17 protein-coding genes are annotated in these 17,321 nt (G+C 67.8%); 8 read left to right on the plus strand and 9 right to left on the minus strand.

Going from position 1 to position 17,321, the window contains the following annotated elements; all coding sequences use genetic code 11:
• The first annotated feature begins 265 nt into the window (after window positions 1-265).
• Genes mca through RIL96_RS04620 form a run of 4 tightly spaced genes read left to right on the plus strand, consistent with a single transcriptional unit; the run spans window position 266 to window position 4,971 of the window.
• Window positions 266-1,147: a mycothiol conjugate amidase Mca gene (gene mca, locus RIL96_RS04605; protein WP_310547920.1), complete on the plus strand. Its 882-nt coding sequence runs from the start codon at window positions 266-268 to the stop codon at window positions 1,145-1,147.
• A gap of 38 nt (window positions 1,148-1,185) precedes the next feature.
• Window positions 1,186-1,635 carry a hypothetical protein gene (locus RIL96_RS04610; RefSeq protein WP_310547831.1) on the plus strand — a complete coding sequence of 150 codons (450 nt, stop codon included), beginning with the start codon at window positions 1,186-1,188 and terminating at the stop codon, window positions 1,633-1,635.
• A 40-nt stretch (window positions 1,636-1,675) separates the two neighbouring features.
• On the plus strand, window positions 1,676-2,632 hold the full coding sequence (locus RIL96_RS04615) for an arsenic resistance protein (protein WP_310547832.1): 957 nt from the start codon (window positions 1,676-1,678) through the stop codon (window positions 2,630-2,632).
• Window positions 2,633-2,676: 44 nt separating this feature from the next.
• Window positions 2,677-4,971, plus strand: coding sequence for a thioredoxin domain-containing protein (locus tag RIL96_RS04620; RefSeq protein ID WP_310547833.1), 2,295 nt, complete (start codon window positions 2,677-2,679; stop codon window positions 4,969-4,971).
• Here RIL96_RS04620 and trhA read toward each other — a convergent pair.
• Window positions 4,935-5,561 carry a PAQR family membrane homeostasis protein TrhA gene (gene trhA, locus RIL96_RS04625; RefSeq protein ID WP_310547921.1) on the minus strand — a complete coding sequence of 209 codons (627 nt, stop codon included), beginning with the start codon at window positions 5,559-5,561 and terminating at the stop codon, window positions 4,935-4,937. The two genes, RIL96_RS04620 and trhA, sit on opposite strands and share 37 nt — an antisense overlap.
• 302 nt (window positions 5,562-5,863) lie before the next feature.
• On the opposite strand from trhA, the gene uppS reads away from it, so the two are divergent.
• Window positions 5,864-6,634: a polyprenyl diphosphate synthase gene (gene uppS / locus RIL96_RS04630; protein ID WP_310547834.1), complete on the plus strand. Its 771-nt coding sequence runs from the start codon at window positions 5,864-5,866 to the stop codon at window positions 6,632-6,634.
• Window positions 6,635-6,961: 327 nt separating this feature from the next.
• Window positions 6,962-8,347: an RNA 5'-3' helicase PhoH2 gene (phoH2, locus tag RIL96_RS04635; protein WP_310547835.1), complete on the plus strand. Its 1,386-nt coding sequence runs from the start codon at window positions 6,962-6,964 to the stop codon at window positions 8,345-8,347.
• Between the two features lie 132 nt (window positions 8,348-8,479).
• On the opposite strand, the gene RIL96_RS04640 is transcribed toward phoH2, so the two are convergent.
• Window positions 8,480-9,160, minus strand: a complete 681-nt coding sequence (locus tag RIL96_RS04640; protein ID WP_310547836.1) for a rhomboid family intramembrane serine protease — start codon at window positions 9,158-9,160, stop codon at window positions 8,480-8,482.
• 232 nt (window positions 9,161-9,392) lie between these two features.
• Between RIL96_RS04640 and RIL96_RS04645 the strand changes: the two genes are divergently transcribed.
• Window positions 9,393-9,905 (plus strand): prepilin peptidase, encoded by a 513-nt coding sequence (locus tag RIL96_RS04645; protein WP_310547837.1) that lies wholly within the window; start codon window positions 9,393-9,395, stop codon window positions 9,903-9,905.
• 54 nt (window positions 9,906-9,959) lie between these two features.
• The gene (locus RIL96_RS04650; RefSeq protein WP_310547838.1) at window positions 9,960-10,451 is read left to right on the plus strand and encodes an NUDIX hydrolase; all 492 of its coding nucleotides are present in this window, start codon (window positions 9,960-9,962) and stop codon (window positions 10,449-10,451) included.
• Window positions 10,452-10,553: 102 nt separating this feature from the next.
• Here RIL96_RS04650 and RIL96_RS04655 read toward each other — a convergent pair whose 3' ends face one another.
• The 7 genes from RIL96_RS04655 to RIL96_RS04685 all read right to left on the minus strand — a co-directional run bounded on the left by RIL96_RS04655 (window position 10,554) and on the right by RIL96_RS04685 (window position 17,285).
• Window positions 10,554-11,975 (minus strand): class II fumarate hydratase, encoded by a 1,422-nt coding sequence (locus RIL96_RS04655; protein ID WP_310547839.1) that lies wholly within the window; start codon window positions 11,973-11,975, stop codon window positions 10,554-10,556.
• A gap of 110 nt (window positions 11,976-12,085) precedes the next feature.
• On the minus strand, window positions 12,086-12,841 hold the full coding sequence (locus RIL96_RS04660; protein WP_310547840.1) for an SDR family NAD(P)-dependent oxidoreductase: 756 nt from the start codon (window positions 12,839-12,841) through the stop codon (window positions 12,086-12,088).
• On the minus strand, window positions 12,838-13,695 hold the full coding sequence (locus tag RIL96_RS04665) for a fumarylacetoacetate hydrolase family protein (RefSeq protein WP_310547841.1): 858 nt from the start codon (window positions 13,693-13,695) through the stop codon (window positions 12,838-12,840). The genes RIL96_RS04660 and RIL96_RS04665 overlap by 4 nt, the downstream gene beginning before the upstream one ends.
• On the minus strand, window positions 13,692-14,723 hold the full coding sequence (locus RIL96_RS04670; RefSeq protein WP_310547842.1) for an aldo/keto reductase: 1,032 nt from the start codon (window positions 14,721-14,723) through the stop codon (window positions 13,692-13,694). The genes RIL96_RS04665 and RIL96_RS04670 overlap by 4 nt, the downstream gene beginning before the upstream one ends.
• Window positions 14,720-15,532 carry an amidohydrolase family protein gene (locus RIL96_RS04675; protein ID WP_310547843.1) on the minus strand — a complete coding sequence of 271 codons (813 nt, stop codon included), beginning with the start codon at window positions 15,530-15,532 and terminating at the stop codon, window positions 14,720-14,722. The genes RIL96_RS04670 and RIL96_RS04675 overlap by 4 nt, the downstream gene beginning before the upstream one ends.
• Window positions 15,532-15,966, minus strand: a complete 435-nt coding sequence (locus RIL96_RS04680; RefSeq protein WP_310547844.1) for an RbsD/FucU domain-containing protein — start codon at window positions 15,964-15,966, stop codon at window positions 15,532-15,534. Before RIL96_RS04680 ends, RIL96_RS04675 begins: the two co-directional genes overlap by 1 nt.
• Window positions 15,963-17,285: an enolase C-terminal domain-like protein gene (locus RIL96_RS04685; RefSeq protein ID WP_310547845.1), complete on the minus strand. Its 1,323-nt coding sequence runs from the start codon at window positions 17,283-17,285 to the stop codon at window positions 15,963-15,965. The genes RIL96_RS04680 and RIL96_RS04685 overlap by 4 nt, the downstream gene beginning before the upstream one ends.
• Between the last annotated feature and the right edge of the window lie 36 nt (window positions 17,286-17,321).

Genomic DNA, 17,321 nt, shown 5'->3' on the forward strand with positions numbered 1-17,321 from the left:
GACCCTCGGACCGTGTTCCATCGCAGAAGACCTGATCGGAGTGCCCGTGACCCCATCTCCCCGCCCCGCCGAGAGCACGGCCGCTGAGGCATCGGCGGACGCCGTCTCCGCTGATCCTGCCTCCGCTCACCCTGTCTCCGCCGATTCTGTCTCCACCGATCCTGCACAGGTGGTCCGCACCGACTCGCATGCCGCACTGCATGGCCCCGAGTCCGGCCCTGAGACTGGCCTCGACGCAGGAGTCCCGGAGTCTTCCGGGCTGCGGATGCTCGCCGTCCACGCCCACCCGGACGACGAATCCTCCAAGGGTGCGGCGATGATGGCGGCCTATGCTGCGGCCGGAGCGCAGGTGATGGTGGCCACGGCCACCGGCGGTGAGGCCGGGGACCTGCTCAACCCCGCGGCAGAGTCGCCGCACAGCGACCGTGACCTCACCGGGCTGCGCCGCCTGGAGATGGCGGAGGCGATCGAGGCGCTCGGCGTCGAGCATGTCTGGCTCGGCTTCACCGATTCGGGACTGCCCGACGGCGACCCCATGCCGCCGCTGCCCTTCGGCACTTTCGCCACGCTGCCGATCGAGCAGGCCACCGCCCCGCTGGTGCGGCTGATCCGCCGGTTCCGCCCCCATGTGCTGATCTCCTATGACGAGAACGGCGGGTACCCGCATCCGGATCACATCATGAGCCATCGCATCTGCCTCGAGGCCTGGGAGCGCTCCGGCGACGGCAGCTTCTACCCGGACGCTGGGGAGCCGTGGGAGCCGCTGAAGCTCTATTACGACCGGGCCTTCAACCCGGCTCGGTTCCGCGCCATCCACGAGGCCATGGTTGAGGCCGGCATGGAGTCGCCCTTCGGGGAGCGGCTGCGTCGCTTCGAGGACGGAGACATGCCGTGGCGAGCATCCCATGAGACCACCACTCAGGTGCCCATCGGGGCCTTCCTGGAGCACCGAGACCGGGCACTTCTGGCTCACCGTACCCAGGTGGCACCGGACAGCTTCTTCTTCGCCACCCCGAACGACCTCATCCGCAAGATCTGGCCCTTTGACGACTATGTGCTCATCGAATCCCGGGTGCCGGCGCAGACCCCCGAGGATGATCTCTTCTCCGGAGTGCGTAGAATGGCCTCGCCGCAGGATCTCCTGTGACTCGCGACGCCATCTCCTCGTAAGGTGAGAGACTCCCCGTGCTTCATTTCCCGCTCCTGACCGATTTCTGGCCCGGAGGCGGCGGCCAGGACGACGGCCCCGCCCTGCGCGATGGCCTGGAGGAATCGGATATCACCCCAGGTATCGAGGGGTTCCTCTTCACTGCGCTGATCGTCGTGCTGCTCATCATCGTCATCCGTGACATGGTCAAGCGGATGCGTCGGATGAAGTACCGGGCCCAGCTGGAGGCCGAGGCCGAGGGGGAGGAACCGGAGTTCCCGGGCGAGGTGACTGCCGCGCAGATCAGTCAGGCCCAGCTGCAGGCACGGCAGGCCGCCGCCGCTGAGCGCTTCGGCGGAGCCGGTGCGGCTGAGGTCGGCCCTGACGGGGTTGCTTCTGATCGGGTCAGCTCTGCTGAGGCTGGTGCAGATCATGAGCTCACTGAGCCTGAGGGCACCGATGACGAACACGGTGAAGTCTCCCGGTGAGTGCCATGCCCACGCCTGACCCCACTGCGGAGCGTGAGGTTTGAGCCGCCGCGAACGTCTGGAGCGCCACCAGGTCTGGCTTTATCTCGGTGCCGCCGTGCTCGGAGTGGCCCTCGGACACCTGGCGCCGCGCCTGGCGCATCACGCAGAGGCGCTGATCTGGCCGATGCTGGCCGGGCTGCTCTTCACCACCTTCACCCAGACCCCGCTGCGCGAGATTCCCCGTGCCTGGGCGGACCGTAGGTTCCTGGGTGCTGCCATCACCGGCAACTTCGTGCTTCTGCCGGTTCTGGCCTTCGCCCTGACCAGGGTCTTCGACGACGGCGGCCCGGTGCAGATCGGCCTGCTGCTGGTGCTGCTGGTCCCGTGCACAGACTGGTTTCTGACCTTCACGCACTTGGGCCGCGGAGACACGGCCCGGGCTGCGGCGCTGACACCGCTGAACCTGGTGCTGCAGCTGGTGCTGCTGCCGCTCTACCTCTGGCTGATGACCGATCTCGGGGCCCTGTTCGTCGAGGGTGCCTCTTGGCTGGCCGCGGCGGCTGTGGTGATCATCCCACTGATCGCCGCGGTCCTGGTCGAACCGCTCCTGCGTGAGCCTGTGGATGGCCCGCGCCGGCGTGACCGGCTGGCAGGGTGGCCGGTGCCGCTGCTGGGCCTGGTGATCGTGGCGGTGGCGGCCTCCCAGGCGCAGGAGGTCATCGCCGCCGCGGGCGCCCTGCCGCTGGTGGTCGTGGTCTCGGCGGTGTTCCTGGTACTGGCCGTCGGCGTTGCCATGCTGCTCGGCGCGCTCTGGGCCCTGCCGGTGCCGGTGCGCAGGACGCTGGCCTTCTCCTTCGCCACCCGCAACTCGTTTATCGTGCTGCCGCTGGCCCTGGCGCTGCCCCTGGGGTGGGAGATCGCCGCCGTCGTGGTGGTCGCGCAGTCGCTGGTGGAGCTGCTGGGCATGATCCTCATGCTCCGCCTCATCCCCGGGCTCGTGTTCCCGCAGCGGTGAACACCCCTCTGCCGATGTGACCGACGACACGTTACTGTAGGGTCATGTCTTCTCGTCTCGCTGATGCCTCCAGCCTGTATCTGAGACAGCATGCACAGGATCCGGTCGACTGGTTCCCCTGGGGTGCGCAGGCTTTCGACGAGGCGCGGCGACGCGATGTGCCCGTCTTCGTCTCCATCGGCTACGCCGCCTGCCACTGGTGCCATGTGATGGCCGAGGAGAGCTTCCGGGATGCCGGCATCGCCGCTCAGCTGGCCGCTGACTTCGTCGCCGTGAAAGTGGACCGGGAGGAGCACCCCGACGTCGACGGGGTCTACATGGCCGCCACTCAGGCCCTGACCGGTCACGGCGGGTGGCCGATGAGCGTGTTCCTGCTGCCGGACGGGCGAGTCTTCCACGCCGGCACCTATTTTCCGGCCCGCCGCCGCGGCTCCGTGCCCTCGTTCTCCGAGGTGCTCGACTCTGTGCGTCAGACCTGGACCACCCGGCGTGCGGAGGTGGAGCGCTCGGCCGGGGAGATCGCTCAGGCGCTGGGGCGTCAGCGCATGCAGCAGGCCGCACTGGCCACTGTGATCCCCTCCGATGCGGCGGGGGAGGACCGTTCCGGGAACCAGGTCCGGGAGCTTGCCGACCAGGCACTGGCGGCGCTGGCTGAGGACGAGGACCGTGACTACGGCGGCTACGGCGGTTCTCCGAAGTTTCCGCCCTCACCGCTGCTGGGCATGCTCTTGGACCAGGCCGCCCGCGGTGATGAGCAGGCCGCGGGCCAGGCGGCGCGGACGCTGACAGCGATGGGGCGCTCGGCGCTGTGTGACCAGGTCGACGGCGGGTTCAGCCGCTACGCCACCGATCGGGCCTGGGCGCTGCCGCATTTCGAGAAGATGCTGGTGGACAACGCCCAGCTGCTGGGCCACTATGCCCGTCTGGCGGTGCTGCCGGCATCTGTGCTGGCTTCCGCCGGGCTGCCTCCCGGGGTCCGGGACCTCCGGACCGATGCTGAGCGGACCGCACAGGCCACCGCCCAATGGATGCGACGGCGCCTGCTCACCGATGACGGCCTGCTCGCCTCCTCCCTCGACGCCGATGTCCACTTAGCCGACGGCAGCACGGCTGAAGGGGCGACCTACGTGGTCACCGACGATCAGCTGCGCGCCACCGCCCAGGCTGTGGGGCTCACTCAGGAGCAGGGCCAGCGGCTGGTAGAGCTCAACGCCGGTATTCCGGTCGAGCAGGTGGAGGCCTCGGCGGCCACCGGGGCCACCCCTCGGACGGTGCATTTCGCCGCACCGCTGACAACTGATGACCGGGCCCTCTGGGAACCGGTGGCTGAGGACCTGCGCCGCCAGCGGCAGGATGCGCCTCAGCCGAGCCGGGACGAGAAGGTCGTCACCGCGTGGAACGCGATGGCCGTGCGGGCCTTGGCCGAGGCCGGAGCCTGCCTGGAGGATGAGGCACTGGTCAGCTTCGCGGTGAGTCTGGGTCAGCGGCTCTGGGAGCTTCACGTCGTCCAGGAACCAGGGCGCGCAGGCGTCCTGCAGGTGCGTCGGATCTCCTACGCCGGGACCGCTGAGCCCCACCCCGGGACGCTGGGGGACTGGTCGCAGCTGGCCTCGGCCTGCTTCGCCCTGGCCTCGGTCAGCGACCATCAGGAAGCAGCGGTCTGGCGGGACCGCGGACACCGGGTGCTCAGCGGTGCGCTCGCCGAGTTCCTGCGCCGGGCGCCTGACGGCACACCGGTGCTGCTGGAAGCGTTGGATGAGGACGGCCTGCTGCGCACCGCCCAGCAGGCCCCGCTGTTGGCGGCTCCCTTGGACGACGCCGAGCCCAGTCCCGTCGCCGCCCTGGCGTTCGCGCTGCAGTCCGCGGAGGCCCTGGGCGTCACCGTGACTGACGCGGAGGCAGAGCAGGTGCTGGAGGTCTCCGAGGTGCTGCGGCATCTGCCACTGGTGGCGCCTAAGGCGCCGGTGGTGGTCGGGGCGAGTCTGCAGGTCGCTCTGCGGCGCGCCCGGGGTTCAGCCGCCCTGCGTCTGAGCCCCGCCGGTGCGGCATCCCCAGGCGCGGGAGGTGGCTTGTCCCGGGCGGCCGTGCGTCGTCTCGGTGCGCTCTACGGTGTGCCCGTCGAGCCGGAGACCGACACCGGCGCGGGTCAGAGCGCGGGGGAGACAGCGGGTCAGGGTGCGGGCGATGTCGTCGTCGGGCTCTGCCTCAACGCTCCCGAGGCGAGGGTGTGCCTGCCGCCCGTCGGCGACGAACCCGAGCTGGTGGCTTCTTTGCAGGTCGCCTCTGCGCAGGATCAGCTTGGTCAGCCGCCGAGCAGGGCGAACATGATGGCGATGTAGTGGCAGATGAAGCCGACGAGGGTGCAGGCGTGGAAGAGCTCGTGGAAGCCGAACCACTCCAGGGAGATGTTCGGCCGCTTCAGCCCGTAGAAGAACGCCCCGGTGATGTACGCGGCACCGCCTACGCATACGAGGATCGCTGAGACCGTATTGGCGGCGAAGAAGTCCCCGATGAAGATCACAGCGGCCAGGCCCAGCAGCACGTAGACCGGCACGTAGAGCGCACGCGGCGCCGTGGTCCAGAACAGGCGGAAGGCCACTCCGCCCAGGGCGCCGATCCACACTCCGCTCAGCAGCATCACATCTTTGGGCTCGGGGAGCAGGGCCAGCGTCAGCGGAGTGTAGGTGCCGGCGATGATGAGCATGATGTTGGTGTGATCCAGCCGTTTGAGCAGCAGCGCGGTCCGTGGTGACCAGCGGCCCAAATGGTAGGTGGCCGAGACGGCGAAGAGCAGCAGTCCGGTGATCGCGTAGATCGTGGAGGCGGCGGTCAGCGCACCGCTGGGGGAGAGCACGATGAGCACGATGCCGGCAGCCAGGGCCAGGGGCACCATCCCGGCATGCAGCCAGCCGCGCATCTTCGGCTTCATCGGGATATCGGAGTCGAAGAGCCGATCCGCCGGGGCGACGGCGTCCTCTGGGATGTGCTCGCTCGCGTGATCGGTGGCGGATGAGGAGAGCGTCTCATGCGAATCAGTGCCCAGTGGTGCCATGGCCGCAGTCTACTCTGCGCATATGACCTGTCAGTAACTTCATGGTGTCAGGGGACCGCCGTCCTGCCAGCGGCTCAGACGCACGCGGTACCGTGGAGGCGTTCGAAGCCATGAGGCAGGCCAGCACGTGACAGAGAGCTTCAGAGGCGAAAGAGAGTTTCGGAGACAAAGGGGGCGAGATGCGGCTGCAGAATCTGCTCTACCGCGCCTATGAGGCGCGGCTGCAGCGCGAGCTGCCGGAAGAGCGGATGCCGCAGCACATCGGCGTCGTCGTTGACGGCAACCGGCGGTGGGCGCGGCTGGCAGGCGGCTCCACATCTGAGGGCCACGCCGCCGGTGCCCGTCGCATTGTGGAGTTCATCGGCTGGTGTGCGGAGCTGAAGATCCCCACGGTCACCCTGTACATGCTCTCGACGGACAATATGAGCCGCTCGGCCGAGGAGCTGGAGAAGCTGACCGAGATCATCGGCGACACGCTCAACAGCCTGGCTGAGTCTCGGCCCGGCGGGCGGCCGGTGCAGGTGCATCCGGTCGGTGCACCGGAACTGTTGCCCCAGACCTTGGCCGCCCGGCTGCATGAGATCAGCGGTCCGCAGCAGGACCCAGCGGTGCACGTCAACGTCGCCGTCGGCTACGGTGGCCGCCGGGAGATCGTCGATGCGGTGCGGGAGCTGCTGCGAGAAGCCGACCAGGCCGGGCGCACTCCGGGGGAGGTTGCGGAGAGCCTGAGCCCGGCCGATATCTCCTCGAAGCTCTATACCCGCGGCCAGCCGGACCCGGACCTGATCATCCGCACCTCCGGGGAGCAGCGGCTCTCGGGCTTCCTCATGTGGCAGTCGGCCTATTCCGAGTTCTACTTCTGCGAGGCGCTCTGGCCGGATTTCCGCCGCGTGGACTTCCTGCGCGCCCTGCGCGACTATTCGCGCCGTGGACGCCGCTTCGGTGGATAAGTCGAATAACTCTTGCACTTAACTCCTGCACCTCAGTCCTGCACCGGACGGCGAGCAGTCGATGAGAGGTCACGGCGAGGTGCGGCAGCGGTGCCGAGGGGCGGGGTGTCACAGGGAATTCACTCGGCTGTCACGTCATGTGGCTGTGTCGTCGATGCCCACGGGGTCGGGCGAGTCTACGCTGAAGATGTCAGCACCCCTGACCGGAGAGGCTTTCGATGCCGATGACGTCGGAACATCGAGCGCAGGGGTCGGACCGGCCCCGCGGCCGCTCTGACCACCACCGATCGATGCGCGGGGCCTGTGCGCCCCGGGTCTGGAGTCACCGTGACCGCTGTCAGCACCTCCCAGGACGCCTTGGCCACTGAGACCGCCGAGCCGGTCCTCTCACCCACCGACGACGTCGATGCCGTCGTCGCTGGGGCTGTCGCGCAGAAGACCTACATCCTGGACACCTCGGTTCTGCTCTCCGACCCCCGAGCGATCACCCGGTTCGCCGAACACGACGTCGTCGTCCCGGTGGTCGTGATCTCTGAGCTGGAGCACAAACGCCACGATTCCGAACTGGGCTACTATGCGCGGTCCGCGCTGCGGCTGCTGGACGAGCTGCGGATCACCCACGGAACCCTGAACCGGCCGGTGTCGCTGAACCAGGAGGGCGGCACACTGCTGGTGGAGCTCAACCACATATCCCTGGAGGTGCTGCCGCACGGATTCCGCGGCAGTGATAACGACTCCCGCATCCTGGCGGTGGCCAAGAGCTTCGCCGATGAGGGCCGCGACGTCACCGTGGTGTCGAAGGACCTGCCGATGCGGGTGAAGGCCTCAGCGATGGGGCTCGACGCCGACGAATACCGCAACGAATGGGTGGCCGACTCCGGCTGGACCGGCTTGGAGACGGTGAGCGTCACCGATGAGGAGCTCTCCACGCTGTACTCCACGGAGCGGGCCACGCTGGAGCAGGCGCAGGGCCTGCCGACGAACACCGGGCTGGTGATGCAGTCAGGCACCGGTTCCGCGCTCGGACGGCTGCACGCCGACGGTGAGGTCCACCTGGTGCGCGGGGATTCGGACGTCTTCGGCCTCTACGGCCGCTCGGCGGAGCAGCGGCTGGCCATCGATATGCTCCGGGATTCCGAGGTCGGCATCGTCTCCCTGGGCGGCCGCGCGGGAACGGGGAAGTCTGCGCTGGCCCTGTGCGCCGGGCTGGAGGCGGTGCTGGAGCGCAACGAGCATAAGCGGATCATCGTCTTCCGTCCGCTCTACGCCGTCGGCGGCCAGGAGCTGGGCTACCTGCCCGGTTCGGAGGCGGAGAAGATGAACCCCTGGGGCCAGGCCGTCTATGACACCTTGGGTGCGGTGGTCTCGGAGAACGTGCTCGACGAGGTGGTCTCCCGCGGACTGCTGGAGGTGCTGCCGCTGACCCACATCCGGGGGCGCTCGCTGCACGATGCCTTTGTGATCGTCGATGAGGCGCAGTCCCTGGAGCGCAATGTGCTGCTGACGGTGATGAGCCGGATGGGGCAACATTCGAAGATCGTGCTCACCCATGATGTCGCTCAGCGCGACAACCTGCGGGTGGGCAGGCACGATGGGATCGCCGCGGTGGTGGAGATCCTCAAGGGCAACCCGCTGTTCGGCCACACGACGCTGACCCGTTCGGAGCGTTCGCGGATCGCCGCCCTGGTGACGGATCTGCTCGAAGAGCACTGACGGAGCACTGACAGGGCGCTGACAGGGCGCTGACAGGGCGCTGACTCTGAGACCGACCCCGGCCCTCAGTCTGCGGCCTCTCCGGTGTGACCCCTCAGGCCTCGTTCCCTCTGCGGAGCGGGGCCTGAGGGGTCAGCGGTATTTGTCCAGCTTCTTGGCGTATTTCAGGGCACGGCGGTGTTCCCGCTCGGCACGGATCTGCCGGGTGCTGCCCAGTGCTGCGATGACTCCGCCGGCGGCACCGGCCAGGTGACCTGTCCAGGAGATGCCGCTCTGCGGCAGCAGCCCGATGAGGAACGGCACCAGGTAACCGGCCAGCACCAGCAGGGCGGCGAGGATCGGCAGCGGACGCCGCGCGGCCCAGCCATAGACCACCAGGAAGGTGGCGTAGCCGTAGACGAGGATCGAGGCGCCGATATGCACTCCGGGTGTGCCGATCACCCAGAGCACCGCTGTGCCGAGCAGCCAGAGCATAGTGGTGATCTTCATCAGCTTGCCGGTGACGACGGCGGCGATCGCCCCGAGGATCAGCAGGGCCACTGAATTGCCGATCAGGTGGGTCCAACCGCCGTGCAGCACCGGGGCGAAGAGGATGCCGGTCAGCCCCTCGAGGCTGCGTGGACGCAGACCGAGCGTGGTGCTGAGCCAGCCGCCGCTGATGAAGTTCACCACGTGCAGCCCCCACATCACTGCCAGCAGGATCAGCAGCGGAGTCATGATGCCCAGAGTGCCGCTGCGGGCGTCACGGGCGATGGCGCCCCAGGAGTCCCCGGGGCTCTCGTCTCCAGGGGTGGGGTCGAGGGTGCGGGCCACAGAAGCCTCCCGGTGCTGGTGGGTCAGGGCCGACGGCGAACTGCTTGGTGAGCTGTTCGGAGCTTCCAGTCTACCGAGCACGCCGCACCGCCGGATGCCGTCCCGGGCGCTGTTCAGTCTCCTCCACAGCCGCCGTCTATCCGGTGTCTATGCCCTGTCTATGCCCTGGCGTATTCCACAACGCCGCAGCCGACGCCGGCGTCACGGCTGTCCGCGGCCTAGAGTGAGCTCTGTGATCGGACTGCTCGGTGAGATGTTCAGCTCCGGCGGTGCTGCCGTCGTAGGGGCTGTGGTGCTGTTGCTGGGGCTGGTGGGCTCTGCGGTGTGTGCTGCGGCGCTGGCGGTGGTGGATCTGCGGGAGCACCGCCTGCCGAACCGTATCGTCTACCCGTGGACGCTGGCCTCAGTGCTGCTCCTGCTGGTGGTCGCGGCCAGCGGTGATGAGATCGGCTCCTGGGTCCGTGCGCTGCTCGCCGGTGTGGTGTGGTCCTCGTGTTTTCTTGTGGTGAAGCTGATTCACCCGCCGTCGATCGGCATGGGGGATGTGAAACTCGTACTTGGTCTGGGGCTGTGGACCGGGTTCCTCGGATGGGGCGCTGTCCTCGCGGCTGTGATGCTGTCCTTCCTCCTCGGTGGAGTGGTCTCCGTCATGTTGGTACTCACCCGACGTGCCGGGCGCCGCACCCGGATCCCCTTCGGCCCGTTCCTGCTTGTGGGCTCCGGGTTGGTTCTGGTCCTCTGGTGAGGTTTCGGTCCTATGGTGAACTGATAGAGATGATCGCGTCTGGAGGAGCCCGCCGTGCCCACACCTGATTTCATCCGTGAGCTGCGCACCCATATCGGCACCGCTGAGCTGTGGATCCCAGCGGTCCGGGGCGTGGTGGTCCGGCGCAGCGGAGCCGAGCCGGAAGTGCTCATGGTCCGGCGCAGCGATTCCGGCCGGTGGACGGTGACCTCCGGAATCCTCGACCCCGGCGAGCAGCCAGCTGAGGGCGCGGTCCGCGAGATCGAGGAGGAGACGGCCGTGCAGGCCCGCCCCGTGCGCGTGGCCGGGGTCTTCGCCACTCACCTGGTGCAGTACCCGCACGGTGATCAGTGCCGATACCTGGATACGGTCCTGGAGATGGAGCCTCTCGGCGGGACTCCGAGGGTCAATGATGACGAGTCCGTCGACGTCGGCTGGTTCCCGGTCTCCGCGCTGCCGGAGCCGATCAACGACGATCAGCGCATGGTCATCAGCTGGGCCGTCGACGCCGGGGCGCCGGCACGCTTCTTCACCGGGACGCCATGACACACCAGCACCGGCCCCGTTTCCCCGTGTCAGGCAGGGTTCTGAGACGGGGAAACGGGGCCGGTGGTGCTGTGCCGGTGTCGGCAGTTCAGCGCAGACTGATCAGCCGGGCTGGGTCATGGACTTCACGTCCAAAGCGGAGTCCAGCTGCTCCTCGGTGAGCTCACCACGCTCCAGGTAACCGAGCTCGACGACGGCCTCGCGCACGGTCTTCTTCTCGGTGACCGCGTATTTGGCGATCTTCGCCGCGGCCTCATAGCCGATGTGCTTGTTCAGCGGCGTGACCACAGAGGGGGAGGCCCCTGCGAAGAAGCCGCAGCGCTCCTCGTCGGCGGTCAGGCCGGAGATCATCTTATCGGCCATCACGTAGCTGGTGTTGGTCAGCAGACGGATCGACTCGAGCAGGTTCGCCGCCATAACCGGGATGCCGACGTTGAGCTCGAAGGCTCCGTTGGTCGAGGACAGCGCCACAGTGGTGTCATTGCCGATGACCTGCGCGCAGACCTGGATGGCGGATTCGCAGATGACCGGGTTCACCTTGCCGGGCATGATCGAGGAGCCGGGCTGCAGGTCCGGGATCCGCAGCTCGCCGAGACCGGTGTTCGGTCCGGAGCCCATCCAGCGGAGGTCGTTGTTGATCTTCATCAGCGAGTAGGCGATGGTGCGCAGCTGGCCGGAGGCCTCGACCAGACCGTCGCGGTTGGCCTGGGCCTCGAAGTGGTCGCGGGCCTCGGTCAGCGGCAGGCCGGTGTCCTCAGCCAGGTGACGAATGGCCTTCTCCGCGAAGCCGATCGGGGTGTTGATGCCGGTGCCGACGGCGGTGCCGCCCAGCGGGACCTCGGCCACCCGCGGCAGGGCCGCGTTGATGCGTTCGATCCCGTAGCGGATCTGCGCGGCGTAGCCGGAGAACTCCTGGCCGAGAGTGACCGGGGTGGCATCCATCAGGTGGGTGCGCCCGGACTTCACCACATCCTTGAACTCTTCGGCCTTGGCCTCCAGCGCCTTGGCCAGGTGGGTCAGGGCGGGGGTGAGGTCATTGATCAGTGCCGAGGTGGCCGCCACGTGCACTGAGGTGGGGAAGACGTCGTTCGAGGACTGGGACGCGTTGACGTGGTCGTTGGGGTGGACTTCCTTGTCCGAGCCCTTCGCCTTCAGCGAGCGGTTAGCCAGCGTGGCCAGCACCTCGTTGGTGTTCATATTGGAGGAGGTCCCGGAGCCGGTCTGGAACACGTCGATGGGGAAGTGCTCGTCGAGGGCTCCGGACTCGACCTGCTCAGCGGCGGAGGCGATCGCCTCGGCCAGCTCCTGATCGAGGACGCCGAGTTCGACGTTGGCGCGGGCCGCGGCCTTCTTCACCCGGGCGAGGGCTTCGATGTGGGCGCGCTCCAGAGTGCGCCCGGAGATCGGGAAGTTCTCCACCGCGCGCTGGGTCTGTGCGCGGTAGAGCGCGTGGGCGGGAACCTTCACCTCGCCCATCGTGTCGTGCTCGATACGGTATTCGGTCTCAGCTGAGTTCTCAGTCATAGGGCCATTCTATGGAGGTGTCCGGTGGTCGCCACCCCTCGTAGTGCCACTGTGAAGTCGGCACTACCCTGAAGCGGCGAAGCAGCGACCACCGGCTACGCGGTCTCAGTTCACTGCGGACGCAGACGCAGCGCATCCATCCCGCCGTCGACGGCCAGACACACCCCCACGCTGGAGCGGTTCTGTGGATCCGCCAGATAGGCGACTGCGCGGGCGACCTCCTCGGCGCTGACAAGCCTGCCGTGCGGCTGGCGAGCCTCCAGCGCGGCCCGTTCGGCCGCCGGGTCCTCCGCCTGGGAGAGCAGCCGGCCGATCCACGGGGTATCAGCAGTGCCCGGAGCCACACAGTTGACTCGGATGCCCTCGCGGACGTGATCGGCGGCCATCGCCTGAGTCATCGACAGCACCGCTCCCTTCGTCGCCGAGTACAGCACCCGTTGGGGCAGGCCCGCAGTGGAGGCGATGGAGGCGGTATTGGTGATCGAGGCGGCGTCGGAGCGGCGCAGAGAGGGCAGTGCCGCGCGGGCCACCCGTGCCATGCCGACGACGTTGATGTTCCAGGCGCGCATCCACTCCTCATCGGAGTTGGCGGTGACATCACCCTGGGCGCCGATGCCGGCGTTGTTGACCACGATATCGATCCCACCGGCCTCCTCAGCGGCCGCGGCGACGGCACGCTCCACAGACTCGGTATCGGAGACGTCGCACTGCTGCCACCGGTGCGCAGTCGAGGCGGCGTCAGGGGCGACAAGATCGAGCACGGTGACCGTCGCACCCTCCTGGGAAAGGAGCTCGGCGATGGCGGCCCCGATGCCCGAGGCGCCTCCGGTGACGACTGCGGACCGTCCGGTGAAACGTGTACTCATCGGGTCTCCTCCCACTGACGGTACTGCTGACGCTGTCGGCCCAGCCCCTCGATCTCCACTTCGACCACATCACCGTCGCCGATGTAGGGGAAGCGACCCGAGAGCGCCACACCCTGCGGGGTGCCCGTGGAGATGACATCTCCGGGCTCCAGGCGCATGTACTGGGAAAGGTCCCGGACGATCTCGGCGCAGTCGAAGATCATGTCTGAGGTGCGCGAGTCCTGACGGGGCTCGCCGTTGACCCAGGAACGCAGCCGGACGTCGGAGGGATCGAACTCGTCGGCGGTGGCGATCCACGGGCCCAGCGGCATATAGCCGGGGCTGCACTTGCCCTTGCTCCACTGTCCGCCGGAGTCCTCCAGCTGGAAGGTCCGCTCGGAGAGGTCATTGGCCAGCACGTAACCACCGATGCAGGCCGCGGCCTCATCCCGTGAGGTGCAGTATTCGGCCGGTGCACCGATGACGATGCCCAGTTCCACCTCCCAGTCGGTCTTCTGAGAACCCCGGGCGATCGTCACCTCATCATCCGGTCCGACCACGGTGTTCGGGGTCTTCAGGAAGATGATGGGCCGCTGCGGCGGCTCCGCACCGGATTCGGCCGCATGGGCGGCATAGTTCTGCCCGATGCAGATCACCGCAGAGGGTGCGGTGACGGGGGAGCCGTATCGGGACAGTGTCTGTGGATCCACCTCTGCCAGCGCGCCCTCGGCCACCAGGGTCCGCAGCCGTGACGGACCGTCTCCGGCCCAGAACGCCGGGCCGAAGTCGCCGACCGGTGAGGCATCGTAGAGTGTGCCGTCGATCTCGGCCAGCGGTGTCTCCTGCCCGCGGGCACCGCGTCTGAACAGTCTCATGCGTCCTCCTTCAGCAGGCCGCGTGCCTGCAGGTCGTTCCAGAAATCCTCGGGGATGGGGGTGTCGAAAAGGTCCAGATTGCGCTGGACATGTGCCGGACTGCGCATCCCGGCCATCACATTGACCACCGCCGGATGCCGCATCGGGAAGGCCAGGGCGGCACCCGGCAGCGTGACCGCGTGCTCTCGGGCGACGGCTGCCAGCTCTCGGGCGCGGTCAAGCATGTGCTGCGGGGCCGGACCGTAGTCGTACCATGCCTCAGCAGGCGGTTCTTCTCGGGCCAGCAGGCCCGAGTTGAACACGCTGACCGCGACCACGCCCACCTGTTCACGCAGGCATGCCGACATCAGCCCGATCTGCTCCTGCTCAAGCAGTGTGTATCGGCCGGAGACCATGAGCAGATCCGGGGAGGCATGATCGACGAAGCGGCGCAGCATCGCCGCATCCTTGGAGCCGACGCCCCAGGCACTGATCACCCCCTCGTCCCGCATCCGCTCCAAGGCCGGCACTGCACCGGTCAGTGCCTCATCGAAGCGGTCGTCAGGCTCCTCCGGGTCATGGATCCAGACGATGTCCACGGAGTCGGTGCCCAGCCTGAGCAGGGACTCCTCAAGACTGCGCAGAGTGCCCTCAGCGGTGTAGTCCCTGACCCGGAGCAGGTCGTCGGGGACGTGGAATCCATTGTGTGCATCGGAACCGGTGGGGGCGGGGTTCTCCCGCAGCAGACGCCCGACCTTGGTGGAGACTACGGATTCCTCGCGGGGCCGAGACGCCAGAGCCCGGCCAAGACGTCGTTCGGAGAGCCCGAGGCCGTAGTGCGGTGCGGTATCGAAGTACCTCAGGCCGCGTTCCCAGGCGAGCTCAACAGCCTGCAGACAGGAGTCCTCCTCGGTGGGGCGCCCGAGGTTGCCGAATTGCGCGGCGCCGACTCCGAGCGTGCTGAACGCCGTGCGGACCTTGGCCGGAAGCCGGCGGAGAATCTCAGACCGTGCCGTGTCAGAGGCGTTAGGTTCGTGGGTGCTGGTCATCCTCGCCTCCGATAGGTCAGTGCTGCCGTGGTCTCGGTGATCTGTTCTCGCCAGGGTGAGGGGATCAGCCCGTCAAGGCGAAAGAACCATTCCCTGGCCTCCCCGCTGACCGGGGAGTCGCTGCCGGTCAGACAGCGCTCTGGTCCGAAGACCTCGATCGCGTGCTCGATGAGCGGTGCGGTGAACTCGTCTAGGGCAGCCCGATCTGCGGCCTCCGCCGGGAGCCCGGAGAGTTTGCACCGCAGCTGCGGAAGTTCCGCGAGCCGGGCGAGATCCTCGAACCACTGATCCAGTGCCGTTCCCTGCTGCAGCGGTGGCTTGCCGAGGTGGTCCAAGACGACGGTGACCTCGGGGTGATCTGTGAGGACTCGGGTCAGTGCGGGAAGCTCCCAGGCCCGTACGCAGGCGTCGAAGGGCAGGCCGACCTCGGCCACGACACCCAGCAGCTGGTGCAGGGCAGATGATCCCCCGGGACCTTCTGCGGCCTCACTCAGCAGCGCGTCGTCCTGGAGCACATGACGGATGCCCACGACATCCGGTACCTGCGCCAGCTGACGGATCGTCTGCGCGGCGTGCGCGGACCGGGGATCGACGCCTGCGATGATCCCATACACGCGAGGGTCGTTCTGGGCACGGTGGATCAGCCACTGAGCCTCCTGTGCCGGATCGTCAGCATCGGCCTCGACGAGGATGAACCGGTGGTCGGCCGGGCTCTCGGGGATCTCTGCGCGGGCGGGAAGGCCAGCCTCGGCGATCCAGCCGATGCTCACCTCGGAGGTGTACCAGATGTGCAGATGCGCGTCGATCATCACGGCACCCCCACTGTCAGCAGCAGGTTCGCGTAGGGCCGGACTTCACCGGTGGCGATGAGCAGACAGAGGTCCTCGCCGCGGCAGGCAGCGTAGAACTCATTGCGGGGAAGTCCGGACCACGCCACGTGCTCCCCGCTGCCATGGCGGCGGTCCTGGAGCTGCGACTGGAACTCACGCACTGGCGCAGATGTGCCGCCGTCGGCGGTGAGCATGAAGGTGGCAGCCTCCACGTGCACCGTCTCAGCCACCAGGCCCAGGACGTCCGCCGCGGGCACCAGCCCTGCCGTGAGATTCAGATACACCCGCGGGACGTGCCGTGAGGCACCGGTGGCATGCGGATACAGGGCATCGGCGATGAGCACCTGCGAGCCGTGCCCGGCCGCGGCCAGCGCGCCGAGCAGCCCCGGGTGGGTCAGCGGGCCGCGGATCACGCCGGTGCCTCCTGAGTGCGCCGGACCCACTCCGTACCGTGGGGCCAGGCCCAGGCCGCCAGGGATTCAGTGCGGATCTCGGAGGAGTACCCCGGTGCTTGGGGCAGCGTGTAGGCGCCGTCGCGGACGATGCTGGGATCCACGAAGTGCTCGTGGAGGTGATCGACGAACTCAGCCACCCGGCCCTCCACCGGCCCGGAGACGGCGATGTAGTCGATCATCACCAGGTGGTTGACCAACTCGCAGAGCCCGACGCCGCCGGCGTGCGGACACACCGGTTTGCCGTACTTCTTCGCCAGCAGCAGCACGGGGATGATCTCGTTGATGCTGGCCAAACGGCAGGAGTCGATCTGCACGAAGTCCACCGCATCGGCCTGCAGCAGCTGCTTGAACAGCACCCGGTTCATGCCGTGCTCGCCGGTGGCCACTCCGATGCCCTCAGGACGCACGGCCTCCGCCACGGCACGGTGACCCAGGACATCGTCCGGGCTGGTGGGCTCCTCGATCCAGAGCAGATCATGATGGGCCAAAGCACGGACGCGGGCGATCGCCTCGGGGACGTCCCAGATCTGGTTGGCGTCGATCATCAGGTGGGTCTCGGGGCCGATCACCGAACGGGCGATGCTCAGGCGGCGCTCGTCATCGGCGGCGTCGGCGCCGACTTTGAGTTTGATGTGACGGTAGCCCTCGTCGAGGGCCTCACGGCAGAGCCGGGCGAGCTTCTCGTCCGAATAGCCGAGCCACCCGGCGGAGGTGGTGTAGCAGGGGAAACCCTCGTGCTGCAGCGTGCTGATGCGTTCGCGGTGCTGCGGGCGCTGCTGCTGGAGCATAGTCACCGCCTCTTGGCGGGTCAGGGCATCGGAGAGGTAGGTCATGTCCAGGGCATCGACCAGCGCCTCGGGTTCCATATCGCAGACGAACTGCCAGAGCGGTTTCTTCGCCCGGCGGGCGGCCATATCCCAGATCGCGTTCATCACCGCGGCACGGGCCAGGTGGACCACACCCTTGTCCGGCCCGAGCCAGCGCAGCTGCGAGTCAGCGGCGAGTTCCCGGTAGATCTCCCCGGGGTGGTCGCACAGGTCGGCCACGCGGCGGTTCATCAGGGTCGAGGCCATGGCCTCGACGGCCTGCAGGCAGATGTCGTTGCCGCGGCCGATGGTGAAGGTGAACCCGCAGCCATAGACGGCGGGGTCATCAGTGACCAGGCGGAGGTAGGCGGCGGAGTAGTCCGCATCCTTGTTCACCGCGTCCGAGCCGTCCTGGCTCTCCGAGGTGGGGAAGCGGAGATCGATCAGATCGATCGACGTGATGGTGTTCACCGTGAACCTCCTGATTCATCAGATGTATTGGAGTCT

Origin of the sequence: Nesterenkonia aerolata, assembly GCF_031470965.1 — a bacterium.
GTDB lineage: Bacteria > Actinomycetota > Actinomycetes > Actinomycetales > Micrococcaceae > Nesterenkonia > Nesterenkonia aerolata.